At 35.7% G+C, this 16,642-nt stretch carries 10 protein-coding genes; 9 read left to right on the forward strand and 1 reads right to left on the reverse strand.

What is annotated here, in order from left to right:
* The first annotated feature begins 4 nt into the window (after window positions 1–4).
* The 6 genes from recN (at window position 5) to Q0893_RS16560 (ending at window position 12,810) form a co-directional block, all read left to right on the forward strand.
* Complete coding sequence (gene recN, locus Q0893_RS16535; RefSeq protein ID WP_299277744.1) at window positions 5–1,657, forward strand: DNA repair protein RecN; 1,653 nt, start codon at window positions 5–7, stop codon at window positions 1,655–1,657.
* Between the two features lie 50 nt (window positions 1,658–1,707).
* The gene (locus Q0893_RS16540; RefSeq protein ID WP_298903937.1) at window positions 1,708–2,526 is read left to right on the forward strand and encodes an SDR family oxidoreductase; all 819 of its coding nucleotides are present in this window, start codon (window positions 1,708–1,710) and stop codon (window positions 2,524–2,526) included.
* Window positions 2,527–2,877: 351 nt separating this feature from the next.
* Entirely contained in the window at window positions 2,878–6,042 is a 3,165-nt protein-coding gene (locus Q0893_RS16545) for a T9SS type A sorting domain-containing protein (protein WP_299277747.1), read from the forward strand.
* 100 nt (window positions 6,043–6,142) lie between these two features.
* The gene (locus tag Q0893_RS16550) at window positions 6,143–7,852 is read left to right on the forward strand and encodes an FG-GAP-like repeat-containing protein (protein WP_299277750.1); all 1,710 of its coding nucleotides are present in this window, start codon (window positions 6,143–6,145) and stop codon (window positions 7,850–7,852) included.
* 243 nt (window positions 7,853–8,095) lie between these two features.
* A complete protein-coding gene (locus tag Q0893_RS16555; RefSeq protein ID WP_299277753.1) occupies window positions 8,096–10,819 on the forward strand; it encodes a GEVED domain-containing protein in 2,724 nt (907 codons plus the stop codon).
* A 245-nt stretch (window positions 10,820–11,064) separates the two neighbouring features.
* Window positions 11,065–12,810, forward strand: coding sequence for a T9SS type A sorting domain-containing protein (locus tag Q0893_RS16560; protein WP_299277756.1), 1,746 nt, complete (start codon window positions 11,065–11,067; stop codon window positions 12,808–12,810).
* 54 nt (window positions 12,811–12,864) lie between these two features.
* Here the strand turns inward: Q0893_RS16560 and Q0893_RS16565 are convergent, their stop codons facing one another.
* The gene (locus Q0893_RS16565; RefSeq protein ID WP_298903932.1) at window positions 12,865–13,968 is read right to left on the reverse strand and encodes a sulfotransferase family 2 domain-containing protein; all 1,104 of its coding nucleotides are present in this window, start codon (window positions 13,966–13,968) and stop codon (window positions 12,865–12,867) included.
* Window positions 13,969–14,033: 65 nt separating this feature from the next.
* On the opposite strand from Q0893_RS16565, the gene Q0893_RS16570 reads away from it, so the two are divergent.
* The 3 genes from Q0893_RS16570 to coaE are packed head-to-tail and all read left to right on the forward strand — an operon-like array spanning window position 14,034 to window position 16,601.
* Window positions 14,034–15,047, forward strand: a complete 1,014-nt coding sequence (locus Q0893_RS16570) for a glycosyltransferase (RefSeq protein ID WP_298903931.1) — start codon at window positions 14,034–14,036, stop codon at window positions 15,045–15,047.
* The gene (locus Q0893_RS16575) at window positions 15,037–16,005 is read left to right on the forward strand and encodes a YbbR-like domain-containing protein (RefSeq protein WP_299277760.1); all 969 of its coding nucleotides are present in this window, start codon (window positions 15,037–15,039) and stop codon (window positions 16,003–16,005) included. Before Q0893_RS16570 ends, Q0893_RS16575 begins: the two co-directional genes overlap by 11 nt.
* Window positions 16,002–16,601, forward strand: coding sequence for a dephospho-CoA kinase (gene coaE / locus Q0893_RS16580; RefSeq protein ID WP_298903929.1), 600 nt, complete (start codon window positions 16,002–16,004; stop codon window positions 16,599–16,601). The genes Q0893_RS16575 and coaE overlap by 4 nt, the downstream gene beginning before the upstream one ends.
* The last annotated feature ends 41 nt before the right edge of the window (window positions 16,602–16,642 follow it).

The raw sequence follows: 16,642 nt of genomic DNA on the forward strand, positions 1-16,642 counted from the left end.
GAAAATGCTTACACAACTTACTATAAAAAATTATGCGCTTATAGATGAGCTCCATGTAAACTTTAATAATGGATTGTCAATTATTACTGGAGAAACAGGAGCGGGTAAGTCTATTTTGTTAGGTGGATTGTCTTTAATTTTAGGTAAACGTGCAGATTTAAGTGCGATAAAAGACGCTTCAAAAAAGTGTATTATTGAAGCTATCTTCGATATTGCTAAATATAATTTAAAGACTTTGTTTGTTACAGAAGGTTTAGATTATGAATCGCTTACCATAATAAGAAGAGAGATTTTGCCTTCAGGAAAATCTAGAGCTTTTATTAATGATACACCTGTAAATTTAAATAGCCTTCAAGTTTTGGGCGAACGCTTGTTAGATATACACTCACAGCACCAAACTTTGCAGCTTACTAACGACGACTTTCAATTTCAAATTATTGATGCCTTGGCCAATAATGAGGTGCTGTTAACAGATTATACCGATAAACTCAAACAATATAAGGGATTAAAAGCCGAGCTTGAACACCTTCATTTGCAAAAGGCCGAATCTATAAAAGAGCTGGATTACAATTTGTTTTTGTTAAAGGAATTGGAGGAAGCTAAACTAGTTGCTGGAGAATTAGAGACCTTAGAAAGTGAGTTTGAAACTCTTAATAATGTAGAAGATATAAAAGAAAAATTAACACAATCTCATCGTCTACTGAGTCATGAAGAGGTAGGTATTACTACTAATCTGTCTGAGGTTAAAAATCAACTAGGTAAGATTGCGGGTTTCGGAAAACAATACGAAGATATGTATCAGCGTGTTGTAAGTAGTTTGATTGAATTAGATGATATGTTTTCCGAGATTGAACAGTTAGAGGGACAGTTAGAAGCCGATCCAAACCGCTTGGATGCTGTAAATTCGAAATTGCAAGTTATTCATAATTTAATGCTAAAACACACTAGCCAATCCATAGAGGAGTTAATTGAAGTAAAAGAAAATCTTGCAGAAAAAGTTTCGGCCACAGAGCACTTAGATTCTGATATTTTAGAAAAGGAGAAAGCCATAATCGTTATTAATGAACAATTAAAACTAAAAGCTAGTGCGCTTCATTCTAATAGAGTGAAGGTCATTCCAGATCTCATCAAACAATTAGAGCGTATTTTAGGAACATTAGGTATGCCTAATGCGAAATTTAATATTGAATTACAGCCTTCGGAGGTGTTTTTGACTAATGGAACCGATAATCTAAAATTTTTGTTTTCTGCAAATAAAGGAGGTCAATTTAATGATCTTAAAAAAGCAGCCTCAGGAGGTGAATTGTCAAGAATAATGCTGGCAATTAAATCAATCTTATCAAAATACACACAATTACCTACTATTATGTTTGACGAAATTGACACGGGTGTTTCAGGTGAAATTTCAAATAAAATGGCAAGCATTATGCAGCAAATGAGTAAAACAATGCAGGTGTTTACAATCACGCACTTACCTCAAATTGCGGCAAAAGGCGATACACATTTCAAAGTCTATAAAAAAGATATTGAAAACGTTACACAAACGCGACTAAAAAAATTAATGCCTGAGGAACGCATTGTTGAAATCGCACAGATGCTAGGTGGAGTAGACGTTTCAAATTCTGCCATAGAGCATGCTAAACAATTACTCAATTAATACTATCTTTGAACTTATAAATAATCAACTAACATCTTAATTATAAACGCATGTCATACAATTTATTAAAAGGAAAGCGCGGAATTATTTTTGGCGCATTGGATTCTAATTCAATCGCTTGGAAAACAGCAGAACGTGTGCACGAAGAAGGCGGAACATTTGTACTTACTAATGCACCAATTGCAATGAGAATGGGGCAAATCAATGAGTTGGCTGAAAAAACAGGCTCTCAAATTATTCCTGCCGATGCGACCTCGCAAGAAGATCTAGAGAATCTAGTTAATCAATCTATGGAAATCCTTGGTGGTAAACTCGATTTTGTATTGCATTCTATTGGGATGTCTGTAAACGTTAGAAAAGGAAGAGCTTATACAGATCAAAAATACGATTGGACCCAAAAGGGAACTGATGTTTCGGCTATGTCTTTTCATAAGGTTATGCAAACCTTATATAAAGCAGATGCTATGAATGAATGGGGGAGTATTGTTGCATTAACATATATGGCAGCACAACGCGTGTTTCCTGATTATAATGACATGGCTGATAATAAAGCATACCTAGAGAGTATTGCACGTAGTTTTGGTTATTTCTTCGGAAGAGATAAAAAAGTTAGAGTGAATACAATTTCTCAATCGCCTACACCAACGACCGCAGGTCAAGGGGTAAAAGGTTTTGATGGTTTTATTTCTTATGCCGAAAAAATGTCGCCTTTAGGTAATGCAACAGCATTAGATTGTGCTAATTACACAGTGACTTTATTCAGTGATTTAACAAAACGTGTTACACTTCAAAACCTGTATAACGATGGTGGTTTTAGTAATATGGGTGTAAGCGATGCTGTAATGGATGCCTTTGTAGAGAATCAATAATATAATAATACACCTTTTTATAACCAAAACCGATGTGAAAACATCGGTTTTTTTTATGCTTATATTTTTATCGTTTTACATGGGATTATAATAGATAAATGGTATTTTTTGTTCGATGAACATATGACTAAAAAAGAAAAAAAACGCACTAAAGATTTAAAAAACTATAAAAAAACGCATGTTTTTTGTTAAAATTTAGATTTTTTCTTAATCACGCACAACCACTTATCGGTGTTTTCTTATGCTTTGTCGAATTGTTGATATCTTGTTAAGTTCTTTTTGATTGTAATGCTTTTAATATGAATAATTTACAGGGTTATTAATTAATACATTAACTAAAAACCGACAAAAATGAAAAAAATTACTTTATTATTTTTTCTATTGCTATCATGCTTCGCATTCTCACAAGAGGATTGTGCAGGAGTAATAGATTTAGGTGCCTTGACAAGTCCATATAATGGCGATACCACAGGTGCAGCTAATGATTTCGGACAAGATTGTTTAACCAATGTAGGGGCACCAGACCAAGTGTTTTCAATTCTTGTGCCAGATGGGCAACAACTCGTCATAGGTCAATCTGCAAATAGCTATGATTCTAAGCATAGATTAGCTTATGGGACATGTCCTGGTGAAACACTTATTGTTTGCACTGATGACCCAGATACGCAAACAGAAACATGGGATAATGACACTGGATCTGATCAAACAGTTTTTTGGACTCAGTCTGCCTTTTCTACAGGATCAGGTACCTTTACACTTGAGTGGGTTGTACAAGATCCACCAGCAGCTCCAGATAATGTTGACTGTGCTAATGCAACACCAATAGTATGTGATGAGACTATAAACACTTCATCTGTAGGGTCTACTGGAGACCAAGAAGGAAGTGGCTGTACAATGGGAACAAATGGAATTTGGTTTACATTCACAGGAACAGGGGGTGATATGACATTAACTTCTACTGCTAGTTTTGACCATGAAATGGCAATCACAAGTGGAGCTTGTGGAGCATTAGCAAATGTTGGTTGTGATGATGGTTCAGCCGGAGAAGAGACGTTTACCTTCACCTCAGTATTAGATGAGACTTATTATGTGTATATAGCACATTGGTCAGGCTCTAGCAGCACTACTGGAACAATAGACCTTACCTTAACATGTGCAGTTATACCAACATGTACACCGCCTACATTGGATAGTTCAACTGTCGTTGATAGTTGTAATCCAGATGGAACAGGAACATTTACTGTAGATCACGTGTTTTCAGATGCTGGAGATGCAGGAAGTGTTTTAGACGATGGAACAAATACGTACCCAATAGTTGCAGGAACAGTAACAACAGGACCATATAATAGTGGAGATTCAGTGACAATTGAATTAACGGCTTTAGATACAGATTGTAGTTCTACAGTAGGAACGTTTGATTTTACATGTCCACAACCAGGACCTGAGAATGATGACTTGGCAAATGCTATTGATATAACTTGTGGAAACACATATGCGGGAGATACATCTGCAGCTACAATTGATGAAGCCGATGCTCCAGATGTTGCTACAATAGAACCAGATACAGGAGCAGATACTGACTCATCAAATGTATGGTATGGTTTTGTTGGAACAGGAGATACAGTCACATTGTCTACATGTGCAAATACAGATTTTGACACTGAATTGTTTGTCTTTACAGGCTCATCCGGTAATTTGACTTGTATTGATGATGGATTTGATGAGTGTGGTGGATCTGCGGTTAATTTTACAGCGGAGACCACATTTGTTTCAGTAGTAGGAACGCAATATTGGATTTCAGTTGAAGGTTGGAACGTTGGTAATGTTGGAGCTTTTGAATTGACAATAACTTGTGTGCCACCACCAGCATGTACACCACCAGTTTTAGATAGTTCGACCGTCGTTGATAGTTGTAATCCAGATGGAACAGGAACATTTACTGTAGATCACGTGTTTTCAGATGCTGGAGATGCAGGAAGTGTTTTAGACGATGGAACAAATACGTACCCAATAGTAGCAGGAACAGTAACAACAGGACCTTATAATAGTGGAGATTCAGTAACAATTGAATTAACAGCTTTAGATGCAGCATGTAGTTCAACTGTTGGAACATTTGATTTTACGTGTCCACAACCGGCACCAGAAAATGATGACTGCGCTGGAGCTATAGAGATTGCTTGTGATGGTCAGTATACAGGAGATACAACAAATGCGAATCCAGAAGATCCAGATCCAGGATTCTGTGGAACTTCGGCAGGATCGGCAGGAGCTGTATGGTATAGATTTACAGGAGCGAATTCTAATGATGGAGCAGCGGCTAATGGAAGTCAAGGTGATGATGTCACTTTAGATTTAAGTTTGTCAACTTTTGATACAAAGATTAGAGTCTTTGAAGGTGGATGTGATGCCTTAGTTTGTGTTGGAGGAAATGATGATGGAGGTACAGGTACCACGTCTTTATTTACATTTACAACAACAGTAGGTACAGATTACTATGTGTTAGTACATGGTTTCTCAACAAATGCAGGAGCATATACACTTGATGTAAGTTGTGTGCCACCACCAGCTTGTATACCAGCGTCATTTGCATTATCTGATGGCGGTAATACGTGTCCATCTGAAGATGGTTTCGTTATTGATGTAGATATTACTAATATAGGAAGTGCTACTTCAGTTAATATTTTGTTAGATGGTGCACCCGTAATTTCTGGTGTTGATGGAACAGCGTCGCCTTATAGTATTACTGGTTTAAATGCCGCAACAGATTATGATGTAACAATAGAAGATGCTGCCGATGATACTTGTGCAGCTACTGAGTCGTTCTCGACAGATGTTTGTCCGCCTGAAAATGATGTACCGGCAGGTGCAGTTGAAATTTCTGTTGGAGACACATTGTGTGAATCACCAACATTAGGTTCTAATGTAGGTGCTACAGATTCTGGAGAGGGAGATCCTTCATGTGGCGCCTCTGGTTATGAAGGTGGAGATGTATGGTTTAAAGTTATGGTGCCTGCAACGGGCGAATTAACAATTGAAACATCTTCTGCTGATGGAAGTGGAATTACAGATACCACAATGGAAGTGTACTCAGGAACTTCAGGTAATCTTTTATCTGCTGGATGTGATGATGATGGTGGTACTGGTTTGTTTTCTCTAGTGGAATTAACGGGGTTAACACCTGGTGATATTCTATTAATTAGAGTTTGGGAATTTGGTGATAATGTTAAAGGAGATTTTAATATTTGTGCTTGGTCTCCAACGAGTTTAGGAGTAGAAGACGATACATTTGCTGGCTTTAATTATTATCCAAATCCAGTAAAAGATGTATTAACTTTAGATTCACCTAAAACTATTGATAAAATAGAAGTGTTTAATGTTCTTGGGCAACGTATTATTGCAATTGATAGCCAAAATACGATTCAAAACATAGATATGTCTAATTTACAATCTGGAGCTTATATTGTTAAGGTTTCTATTGAAACCCAAACCAAAGCAATAAGAGTTTTAAAAGAGTAATCTTTAATATCTTTATATGACAAAGAGGTCTAATTTTAAATTAGGCCTCTTTTTTATTTTATTCTTATATTATACTATCGAATATTGAAAACTACTAGTTATGAAAAAAACCTTTTGTTTTTTGTTGCTTTATACGCTTTCACTAAATGTAGTAAATGCTCAAATACAATTTGAGAACATGGCTGCTAATTTGGGTGTTGATATTTCTCCAGGATTAACATCTTTAGGAAATGGTGTTTCTTTTTTTGATTATGATAACGATGGTTGGGATGATATTACAATTAGCACTGCTAATAATAATGAGTTGAGGTTTTTTAAAAACTTTTTTGGTGTTTTTGCTGAACAAGATTTTAATTTACCATACATCAATTACCAAACAAGATGTGCAGTTTGGGTAGATTTTGATAACGACGGAGATAATGATTTGTTCGTAACTAGTGATACTAATGGTAATAAACTATTGAAGAACAATGGAAATATGATCTTCGAAGATATTACGGCCACTTCTGGTATGATAACTGGTAACGTATTTACTTATGGGGCTTCTTGGGGAGATTATGATAATGATGGGTTTTTAGATGTCTTTTTAAGTAATAGAACGTCAATATTTTCTAACATACTTTATAAGAATAACGGCGATGGCACATTTACAGATATGACTTTGCCAGCTGGGATTGATCAAGATCCAGCATTCTCATTTTGTGCCGCATTTTTAGATATTAACAACGATGGATATCAAGATCTTTATGTGTCTAACGATAAACTTAATTACGAAAACAAACTTTATAAAAATAATGGCAATGGTACGTTTACAGATATTAGTATATCGTCTGGAACTAATATAGCAATTGATGCCATGTCTGTTACAGTTGGCGATTATAATAAAGATGGTTTCTTTGATATTTATATCACTAATAGTCCTTCTGGAAATTACCTCTTAAAAAACAATGGCGATGAAACCTTTCAGAATATGGCAATGTCTACTGGGACTACGTTCGATAGCATCGGTTGGGGAGCAGTGTTCTTTGAAGCTGATAATGATAGTGATCTTGATTTGTATGTAAGTGGACAATATGATGGAAGCGTGGGAGGTTTGTTGTCTTCCGCATTTTATGAAAACAATGATAATAATACGTTTACTTTAAATAATAGTTGTTTCCCCATGGATAATGGTGCGAGTTATTCTAATGCAACAGGTGATATTAATAATGACGGATTACTTGACATTGTAGTAAGTAATGATGGTCAAGATATGTTTCTATGGAAAAACATGACATCTAATTCAAGGAATTGGCTAAAATTGAAATTGGAAGGGACACAGAGTAATAGAGATGCTATTGGAGCTAGAGTTGAGATTTCCGTTAACGGAGAAAAGCAATATGGCTATAAATTATGTGGAGAAGGTTATTTGGGGCAAAACTCTGGAACGATGCATTTTGGATTAGATAATAATTCACTGGTAGATTATGTGAAAGTAACTTGGCCTAGCGGTCTTGAAGAATTGCATTTTAATGTACAATCCAACCAAGTAGTTGTGCTTATTGAAGGAGAATCACTAGCCATAGATGAGAATTCAATCAACAATGATTTAAGAATTTACCCTAATCCTGTACAGGATATTTTGAGAATAGCTACGTCGCATAGTATTGATGCAATCGAAATTAGAAATGTTTTGGGGCAGCTAGTTATTGCTATTAAAAATCAAAGTGCAGCACAACACATAGACATGTCTTCACTGCAGTCTGGTATCTATATCGTTAAGGTTTTTATTGAAAACCGTTATGAGACCTTAAGAGTTTTAAAAAATTGATGCCTTCTTATATGTAATTCATTTTTTAATCGATAAAAAGCAACTTTGACCATTGTTTAATTGTTCTGTAATCAATTTTTCAACGATTAAAAGTAAAAAACTGATGTTGAGTTCTATTTTTTGTTAAGGTAAATTCAAATTCATCGTTGTTTTTGACCTTTAATCGATTAAGGACATGCGCCTGATTCGGTCATGGATTTTTAATTTAATTTTAAACGATAACTATTTAAAAAATTAATTAATATGAAAAAGATTACTTTATTTTTTCTGTTGACGTTTTCTTTCGTTTTTACGAGCGAATTGATGGCGCAAACGCTTAATCAAAATGCAAGTTGGCCCAATGCGAATTGGACCGTGACCGGAGTCTATAATACAGACCCTCTTGCTTTTGAAGCTGATCCAACCCTAACTGCTAATTTTGCATTTGATGATGATGATGCCGGAAATGGTAGTGATGATGACATTGCTGCAGAGTCTCCTGTTATAGATTTAACAGCTGCTTTTGGTGCAGGTGAAACTTGGCTAACAGTAAGTGTAGATTTTACTTATAATGATTTAGATGATACTTTAACACTAGAATACTGGGATGCTGATGCAGGAGCTTGGACTACTTGGGAGCAATTTGTTGGAACCGCAGATCAACCTCAAAATGATTTCTGTGCAGGGGCAAGAGATTCCTTTACTAGTATTGTTTTAAACATTGCTGGGTTTACAGGAACACAGCAATCAGGTTTTAGATATAGAATTTCGTTTTTAGACGATGGTGGAGCCGGTGGAGCTGCTTATGAATGGGGTTTCTGTTTTGATGCTCCGACAATTACGTCTGCAATACCTCCAGCTTGTCCAGATCCAACATCGCTAACAGCGACACCGACATCTCCAACTGAGGCTACTATAGCTTGGACAGAAGCTGGAACAGCAATGTTATGGGATGTAGAATTAGTAGACATTACGGCTGCAGGAACAGCGACAGGTACACCAACGGCTTCAGGCGTTGCAAATCCTTATATGTTAATGGGATTAACTGCTCAGAATGATTATGAAATATACGTTAGATCAGATTGTAGCGGATCTACAAGTAATTGGGTAGGTCCAGTAGCGTTTACGACGCCTGCCGTACCACCAGCAAATGATGAGTGTGATGCTGCAGTTGCTTTAACTGTTAATGCCGATTTAGCATGTGGTGTAGTAACCAGCGGAACTACGGTTGGAGGTACAGCTTCTCCACAACCTGATGATGCCACAGGAACGCCAGATAATGATGTTTGGTTTACATTCGTAGCAACGGGTGCTCAACATCAAATCTCACTTTTAAATGTTACTGCGGTAATTGGAACTTCAACAGATATGGGAATGAGCGTATTTGATGATGCAGCTGGATGTAATATGACAGCAGCAAATGAAGTAGGAGAAAGTGATCCTAATTCACTTAATCTAACTGGTCTTACTAATGGCAATACTTATTATGTTAGAGTTTATGGATGGAGTGGTACAAATTCTGCTCAAACAACTTTCGATATTTGTGTAGGAACACCACCTGCACCTCCTGCAAACGACGAATGTGATGCTGCAGTTGCTTTAACTGTAAATGCTGATTTAGCTTGCGGTGTTGTAACTAGCGGAACAACTGTGAGTGCAACAGAATCACCACAGCCAGATGATGCTACAGGAACACCAAATAACGATGTTTGGTTTACGTTTGTTGCAACAGGAGCGGAACATCAAATCTCACTTTTAAATATTGTAGCTCAAGTAGGTACTTCAGTAGATATGGGAATGAGTGTGTTTGATGATGCTGCAGGATGTAATATGACAGCAGCCAACGAAGTAGGAGAAAGTGATCCTAATACTTTAGATTTAACAGGTCTTACAGGTGGTAATACTTATTATGTAAGAGTTTATGGATGGAGTAGTAGTCCTACTGGTACAGCGCAAACTACGTTTGATGTATGTGTTGGAACACCGCCTTCATGTGTTGTTCCTGAAAACCTTGATGCAGCATTCGTTGCACCAAGTTCAGCCGACCTTTCTTGGACAGCACCAACTGATGGTACAACACCAGTAGGATATAACTGGGAGGTTGTTCCTCAAGGTAATGCTCAGGGAGATGGTGTAGTTTCAAGTGGATCAACAGCCGACTTATTCGATACAGCTACAGGTTTAACAGTGGATACACTTTATGACTTACGTGTACAATCAGATTGTGGAGGAGGAGATACAAGTAGTTGGTCACAACCATTTACTTTTAACGCTGGATATTGTATTCCTAATGGAACAAGTACAGCGACGTATATAGATGATTTTTCTACGTCAGGGAATGATATGAATATTACAAATTTAAGTTCTGGTTTAGCACCTAATAACTATCAAAACAATTCGGCTACAATGTCTGCAAGTGGTGGACCAAATGCGACAATTGATTTTGAAGTAGTGATTGTTGGTGGTACTGTAGGATGTGCAGTTTGGGTTGATTGGAACAATGATTTCGTATTTGATACTTCTGAAGTTGCTTTTAGTACAACAAGTTATGGTAATGGACCATTTAACGGAACAATTACTATACCAGATGCAACACCAGATGGAGATTATAGAATGAGAGTGTTAATTGATTGGAACGATGCAAATCCAGGGGATGATGCACCTTGCTCATATGGATCGGCAGCTACACCTCGTGGTGAAACTGAAGATTATACAATTACTGTTGATGCTTCATTATCTACCGATGAGTTTGAAAATGAGAATGCATTTACATATTTCCCTAACCCAGTTAAAAACACGCTAACGTTAAATGCTCAAAACGCAATTGATGCTATTACAGTTATCAACATGCTTGGTCAAGAAGTATTAACAATTGCTCCAAGAGAATTGCGTTCTGAATTAGATATGAGTCAATTACAAACTGGAACTTATTTCGTGAAAGTGACAATAAATGATGTTACAGAAACAATAAGAATTATAAAACAGTAAAATACAAATTCACAATTATTTTTAAAAGAGGCCAAAATGGCCTCTTTTTTTATTGGATTTCGTGGTTTTTAAAAAGAAAATATAGTGTGAGGCCAATAACTATCGGTGTTTTGTAAAATATTGATTATGAAAGTGGTATGGTATTTTATCGGTGTTTTTGTCTTTTTATCGATTTTATAATATTCAGTATTATATATTATAGAATTATCATAATTTTAACACATAATAATTAAATTCAACCTAATATGAAAAAAATTACTTTTTTATTTATTGCAATTGTTACCTTATGCTTTAGTTTTTCCGCTAAAGCCCAGTGTAATTATACCTTGGAGATGAATGACTCTTGGGGTGATGGCTGGAATGGCAACACTATGGATGTACTTGTAAACGGTGTAGAGGTCTTAGATGACGTTACTTTTACAGGTGGCGAAGGAAGTCCGGCTGGAGTGCAAATGACAATGACATTTGCCGTGAACGATGGTGATATGATTACCACGCTCTGGAATGGTGGCGGAGGCTTTGGAGCCGAAACCTCCTATAGGATACTCGATGCGCTCGGCGCAGAAGTTGGTACTGGTGCAGAAACCAGTATTACAACAGCGATTTCAGCACTGTGTCCGTCTTGTTCAATTCCTGATGTCACTTACAATGTGATACCGAACTGTCCAACTGATACAGACTTCACATTAGAAGTAGTCATTAATGATATAGGTACAGCTTCTGGTGTAACTATTACAGATGACCAAGGTACTGCTGCTAGTGGTGGTTTAACTGCTGGGACGTATTCTTATGGTGCCTACACTAACGGAACAAATGTTATCATTACAGTAACCAATGATGATGATGGTACATGTACTACATCTAGTGCGGCGCTTACGTATAACGCAGCCAACTGTCCTCCATCTAATGATGATTTCGCTGGTGCAGACCCTGTTGCTTGTGGTATGAACTACACAGGATCAACAGTTGATGCAACTCTTGATGAAGATTATCCTGGAGAGCCTGCTGGTGGGGCAGATTTTGATGCGCCTAACGTATGGTTTACTTATACAGGTTCTGGATCTGCAGAGGAAGTGACATTATCACTTTGTGCTTCAGATTATGATACAGGTATCATGGTATTTACAGGAACTTCTGGAAACTTAACGCAAGTTGCAGAAAATGAAGATGCAGATGCTTGTGGAGCTAATCCACCAGAATCATATAGATCTTTCTTAACGTTTATTTCTGATGGTACAACGACGTATTACATTGCTGTAGAAGGATGGAATGTTGGAGATACTGGAAATTATGATTTAGGGGTGACTTGTGCTCCTGCTATTGTAGCTCCTGCCAATGACTTATGTGCTAATGCAGAAGGCTTAGCTGTTGGTGTTGCCGAAACAGGAACAACTGCTGGTGCAACTGTAGAAGCTGCAGATGCTAATCCAACTTGTGAGAGTGGTTTAGCTACTATCGTAGATGTATGGTATTCTTTTACTGCTTCTGAAGCTGACATGACTGTTATTACTACTTTAGGTACTGCAGATCAAGCTAACGTTGCTGTTTATGAAGATTGTACTTTAGCAACTCAGGTAGGATGTTCTGATGCTAATGGTGGTGAAACATTGAACCTTACAGGTTTAACAGTTTCTAATACTTACCTTGTTAGAGTTTGGAATGATGGTATTGCTCCTCCAACGGCTCCTCCAGCAGGAAGAGTTGAAGGTGACTTTACAATATCTGTTGATGCAACACTTTCTGTAGATGGTGTAGAAAATCCAAATGCGTTCACTTATTACCCTAACCCAGTTAAAAATGAGTTAACATTAAGTGCACAGAAGGATATTCAAAATGTAGCTGTTTATAATATGTTAGGTCAAGAAGTTCTTAGAACATCGCCTAATGCAGTTGAAAGTACTGTAGATATGAATGGTTTAAGCCAAGGAGCTTACTTCGTGCAAGTAACAATTGGTGATGTAACTAAAACAGTAAGAGTTATTAAGCAATAAACTTAGTGAATTACATAAATTTAAAAGCCCAATCATTTGATTGGGCTTTTTATTTTATCCTAATTTTGATTTCAGAATTGAAAACAAACCTTTCTTTATTCTTAAATTCATATTGAGCTTAGAAGGATCGAAAATTAGGGGTTTGTTATAGGTCATGGCTTTCGTTCTTAGTTCTAGATCTAAAATCTTACACATGTCTTTTACTTTTTCTAAAGGCTCTTGATGAGAATCTAAGGTGTTTAGTTTTTTTATTAGCCCTGAACCTGGAAATGCCTCATGACACGATTTTATAAAATAATCAGTCCATATCATCACATACGATTTGCCTTCTTTCTGTTTAAGTTTATTGTGTAAGTATTGATTTAAGTCCTTAAAGTAAATTTGATTATTGTTTATAAAGCTCACATTTTTTAATCCAACTTGTAAAAGATTAAATCGCTGCGTATATTTCATAATATAATCATATTCATTGCCAATAAAACTAATCTTATTAGAATCGCTCCCTGAAAGATCCATGTCATTAAACATGGCCTTACAATGATTATAGAGTTCAAAATCAAGCGCATTGTTTTTTTTGATGCTATTCTTAATCACATCGGAAACATCATTAATCTCAGGCCTATTCAATGTTTTTCTCTTTATATCGATAGTTTTTGGCCATTTTATTCCAGTAATTGAACTAAAATATCGCATTGATTTCTCATACTCTTCAAAGAAACCAACCTTTATATTTAAACTATTAATGGTATTTAAAACAAGTTGTAAATCATTTTTTGTAACTAGGTCTTCGTCATACATTCTTTTGCCTAAAAGAAACCCCACCATATAATTACCAGTCTGTTTATGTTTTGCATATTCAATTAGATTCTTTGGAATTGGTTTTAATAATGACATAAACTCGGGTCTGTCTTTTATAAAGTAATATTCAGATATGAGTCTGTCTACTGGATTTCTTAGCATCGTAAAGATGTGATAGTCAGAGTAGGTTTCGTTTTTTAACGGATTAAAGATGTCTCCAGAATTAGAACGTTTTGTATCATATAGAATATGTCGATAATTAAAATCGGGCTCGGTTTGCCAATCCGATTTTGTCATAATACAATTGATAGTTGTGCCGCCCGTTTTCGGGATATGAATGAATATATTTTTTGATTTCATTTTTGATCTACTTGAATGATAATTTAAATATAATAATTTAAATACAATGGCTACCTTTGTATTGTATGAGAGCACTGCATTTTTCGTTTATAATCCCTGTATATAACAGACCCGAAGAAATAGAAGAACTACTTATGAGTTTTAGCCAATTAGATGGAGATCTGGCTTATGAGGTTGTTATTGTTGAAGATGGATCATCCAAAGATTGTAGGCATGTGGTAGAAAACTACAAGGCACAATTGGATATATCCTATTTCTTTAAAGAAAATTCGGGACCTGGAGATTCGAGAAATTTTGGAATGCAAAGGGCAAAAGGAAATTACTTTATTATTTTAGATTCCGATTGTTTACTGCCATCACAGTACTTGGAAACTGTGAATAGATATCTTTCTGCTAATTTTGTTCATTGTTTTGGAGGCCCTGATGCGGCACATGGTTCATTTACCAATTTGCAAAAAGCGATTAACTTTGCAATGACGTCTTTCATATCTACTGGAGGCATAAGAGGAGGGAAAATATCGGGAGATAAGTTTCAACCGCGTAGCTTTAACATGGGGATCTCTAAGGAAGCCTTTACGAGTTCTGGTGGTTTTGGTATCATTCACCCAGGTGAAGATCCAGATTTATCAATAAGGTTGAATAATTTGGGTTATGATACAGTGTTAATTAACGAGGCCTTCGTATATCATAAAAGACGCATTTCTTGGAAGAAATTTTATCAGCAAGTTCATAAATTTGGTTTAGTAAGACCAATTCTTAATAGTTGGCATCCCGAAACGAGACGTTTGACGTATTGGTTTCCAACCGTATTTTCGCTTGGTTTTATAATAGCATTAATTGGTTGGTTAGTTGGAATTAAAATTTTCATAATGATGTATGCCTTGTATATTCTATTTGCTTTTGTTTTGGCTTTAACAGCTACTGTAAATTTAAGTGTAGCCATTCAATCTATTTTAGCTATTTTTATTCAGTTTTTCGGTTATGGCTATGGGTTTTTAAAATCTACATTGGCAGTAGCGGTTTTAAAAAAGAAACCAGAACAAAGATTTCCTAAATTATTTTTTAAAAATGCTAAATAGTATAAAATCAAAATTAGGACAATCAATAAGAAATAAAAGACTTAATGTTTTTGGTCTTTTCTTTTTAATAGCATTCTTAATTTTAGTTGTAACTAAACTTTCAGAAACTTATGTGGAAACAATCCCTTTTAATGTAGAATATAAAAACTTACCTGAAGCTAATGTGATTACGCTCGATAGTGTTCCTAAAGTGAATGTAACCGTGTCAACGCATGGATTCAATTTGTTCTCATATTACTTTTATGATAATTCCTATCAGTTAGATTTTGAGACGAGTACGTTTGTGAAAGACAACACATATATATGGCTTGCAGAAAAAGGAACCTACGCTATTAAGGAGCAATTAGGTAATTCGGTTAAAATCGTTTCAGTCACTCCAGATACTTTGCGTTTTCCTTTCGGAAAATTAAGCACTAAAATGGTACCAGTAGTTTTAAAATCTAAAGTCAACTATGCTCTAGGATATGATGCTTTAAATGGAATTGAACTCATGCCAGATTCGGTCAAAGTTATAGGAGCAGAAGACCAAATTTCTGAAATAGCATTCATTGAAACCGTGCCTTTCAACTTAAATAATGTCAAGACCAATGTAGATACCGAATTAGATTTAGCATTCGAGAGCACGTCAAAGCATTTAAAACTATCGGAAGATAATGTCAGGATTAAAGCAGAGGTAGAGAAATTTACGGAAGGAACATTTGAAATTCCTATTTCAATTTTAAACTTGCCTAATACTAATGAAATTAACTTTTTTCCGAAGCACATAAAAGTAGCTTACTATTTGAGTTTAAAGGATTATAAATATGTCACTCCCAATGATTTTAAAATTGAATGTGATTACAATGAAGTGTTAGCGTCTGGAAAGTCCTACTTTACGCCCAAATTGATTGTAAATTCATCCAAGGTTAAAACGGCTAAAATGAAGCAGAATAAAGTAGAATATATTATTATTAAATGATTGTAATTGGACTTACTGGCGGAATAGGTAGTGGAAAAACTACAGTAGCCTCTTTCTTTGAAGAGCTTGGTGTTTCTATATATATAGCAGATGTCGAAGCGAAGCTATTAATGAATAGGTCCAAAGTTATTAGGCGTAAACTTATTACGCTTTTTGGAGAAGAAGCATACACCAAAAAAGGACTTAATAAGCCCTTTATAGCCTCAAAAATCTTTAATGATAAGACGTATCTTGAAAAAATGAATGCCATTGTGCATCCTAAAGTGGCATCCCATTTTAAAAGATGGATGAAGAAGCAAAAATCTGATTATGTGATCAAAGAGGCCGCAATTATCTTTGAACAAGGTAAAGAAGATGAGTATGACTATATTATAACCGTTACAGCTCATATAGACGAACGTATTAAGCGCGTTATGAAAAGAGATGATAAGACGAAATCAAAAATTGAGGCCGTCATAAAAAATCAAATGAGTGACAAGGAAAAGACTGAAAAGTCTCATTTTGTGATTGTTAACAACGATTTGGAGCATACTCAAAAACAAGTTTTAAAAATTCATGAATTTATTCTCCAAAAAATCAAAAAATCGAAAAATTAACATATTTGTTAATGTAAGGTTAAATGGTAATAGTTCTAAAT

The organism is uncultured Psychroserpens sp. (assembly GCF_947494225.1).
Classification (GTDB): Bacteria; Bacteroidota; Bacteroidia; order Flavobacteriales; family Flavobacteriaceae; genus Psychroserpens.

Bases quoted from the DNA above. Each gene is read 5' to 3' on its own strand.
- Q0893_RS16555 (WP_299277753.1), top strand. From the start codon at position 8,096: ATGAAAAAGATTACTTTATTTTTTCTGTTGACGTTTTCTTTCGTTTTT.
- Q0893_RS16570 (WP_298903931.1), top strand. From the start codon at position 14,034: ATGAGAGCACTGCATTTTTCGTTTATAATCCCTGTATATAACAGACCC.
- coaE (WP_298903929.1), top strand. From the start codon at position 16,002: ATGATTGTAATTGGACTTACTGGCGGAATAGGTAGTGGAAAAACTACA.
- recN (WP_299277744.1), top strand. From the start codon at position 5: ATGCTTACACAACTTACTATAAAAAATTATGCGCTTATAGATGAGCTC.
- Q0893_RS16565 (WP_298903932.1), bottom strand. From the start codon at position 13,968: ATGAAATCAAAAAATATATTCATTCATATCCCGAAAACGGGCGGCACA.
- Q0893_RS16560 (WP_299277756.1), top strand. From the start codon at position 11,065: ATGAAAAAAATTACTTTTTTATTTATTGCAATTGTTACCTTATGCTTT.
- Q0893_RS16540 (WP_298903937.1), top strand. From the start codon at position 1,708: ATGTCATACAATTTATTAAAAGGAAAGCGCGGAATTATTTTTGGCGCA.
- Q0893_RS16575 (WP_299277760.1), top strand. From the start codon at position 15,037: ATGCTAAATAGTATAAAATCAAAATTAGGACAATCAATAAGAAATAAA.
- Q0893_RS16545 (WP_299277747.1), top strand. From the start codon at position 2,878: ATGAAAAAAATTACTTTATTATTTTTTCTATTGCTATCATGCTTCGCA.
- Q0893_RS16550 (WP_299277750.1), top strand. From the start codon at position 6,143: ATGAAAAAAACCTTTTGTTTTTTGTTGCTTTATACGCTTTCACTAAAT.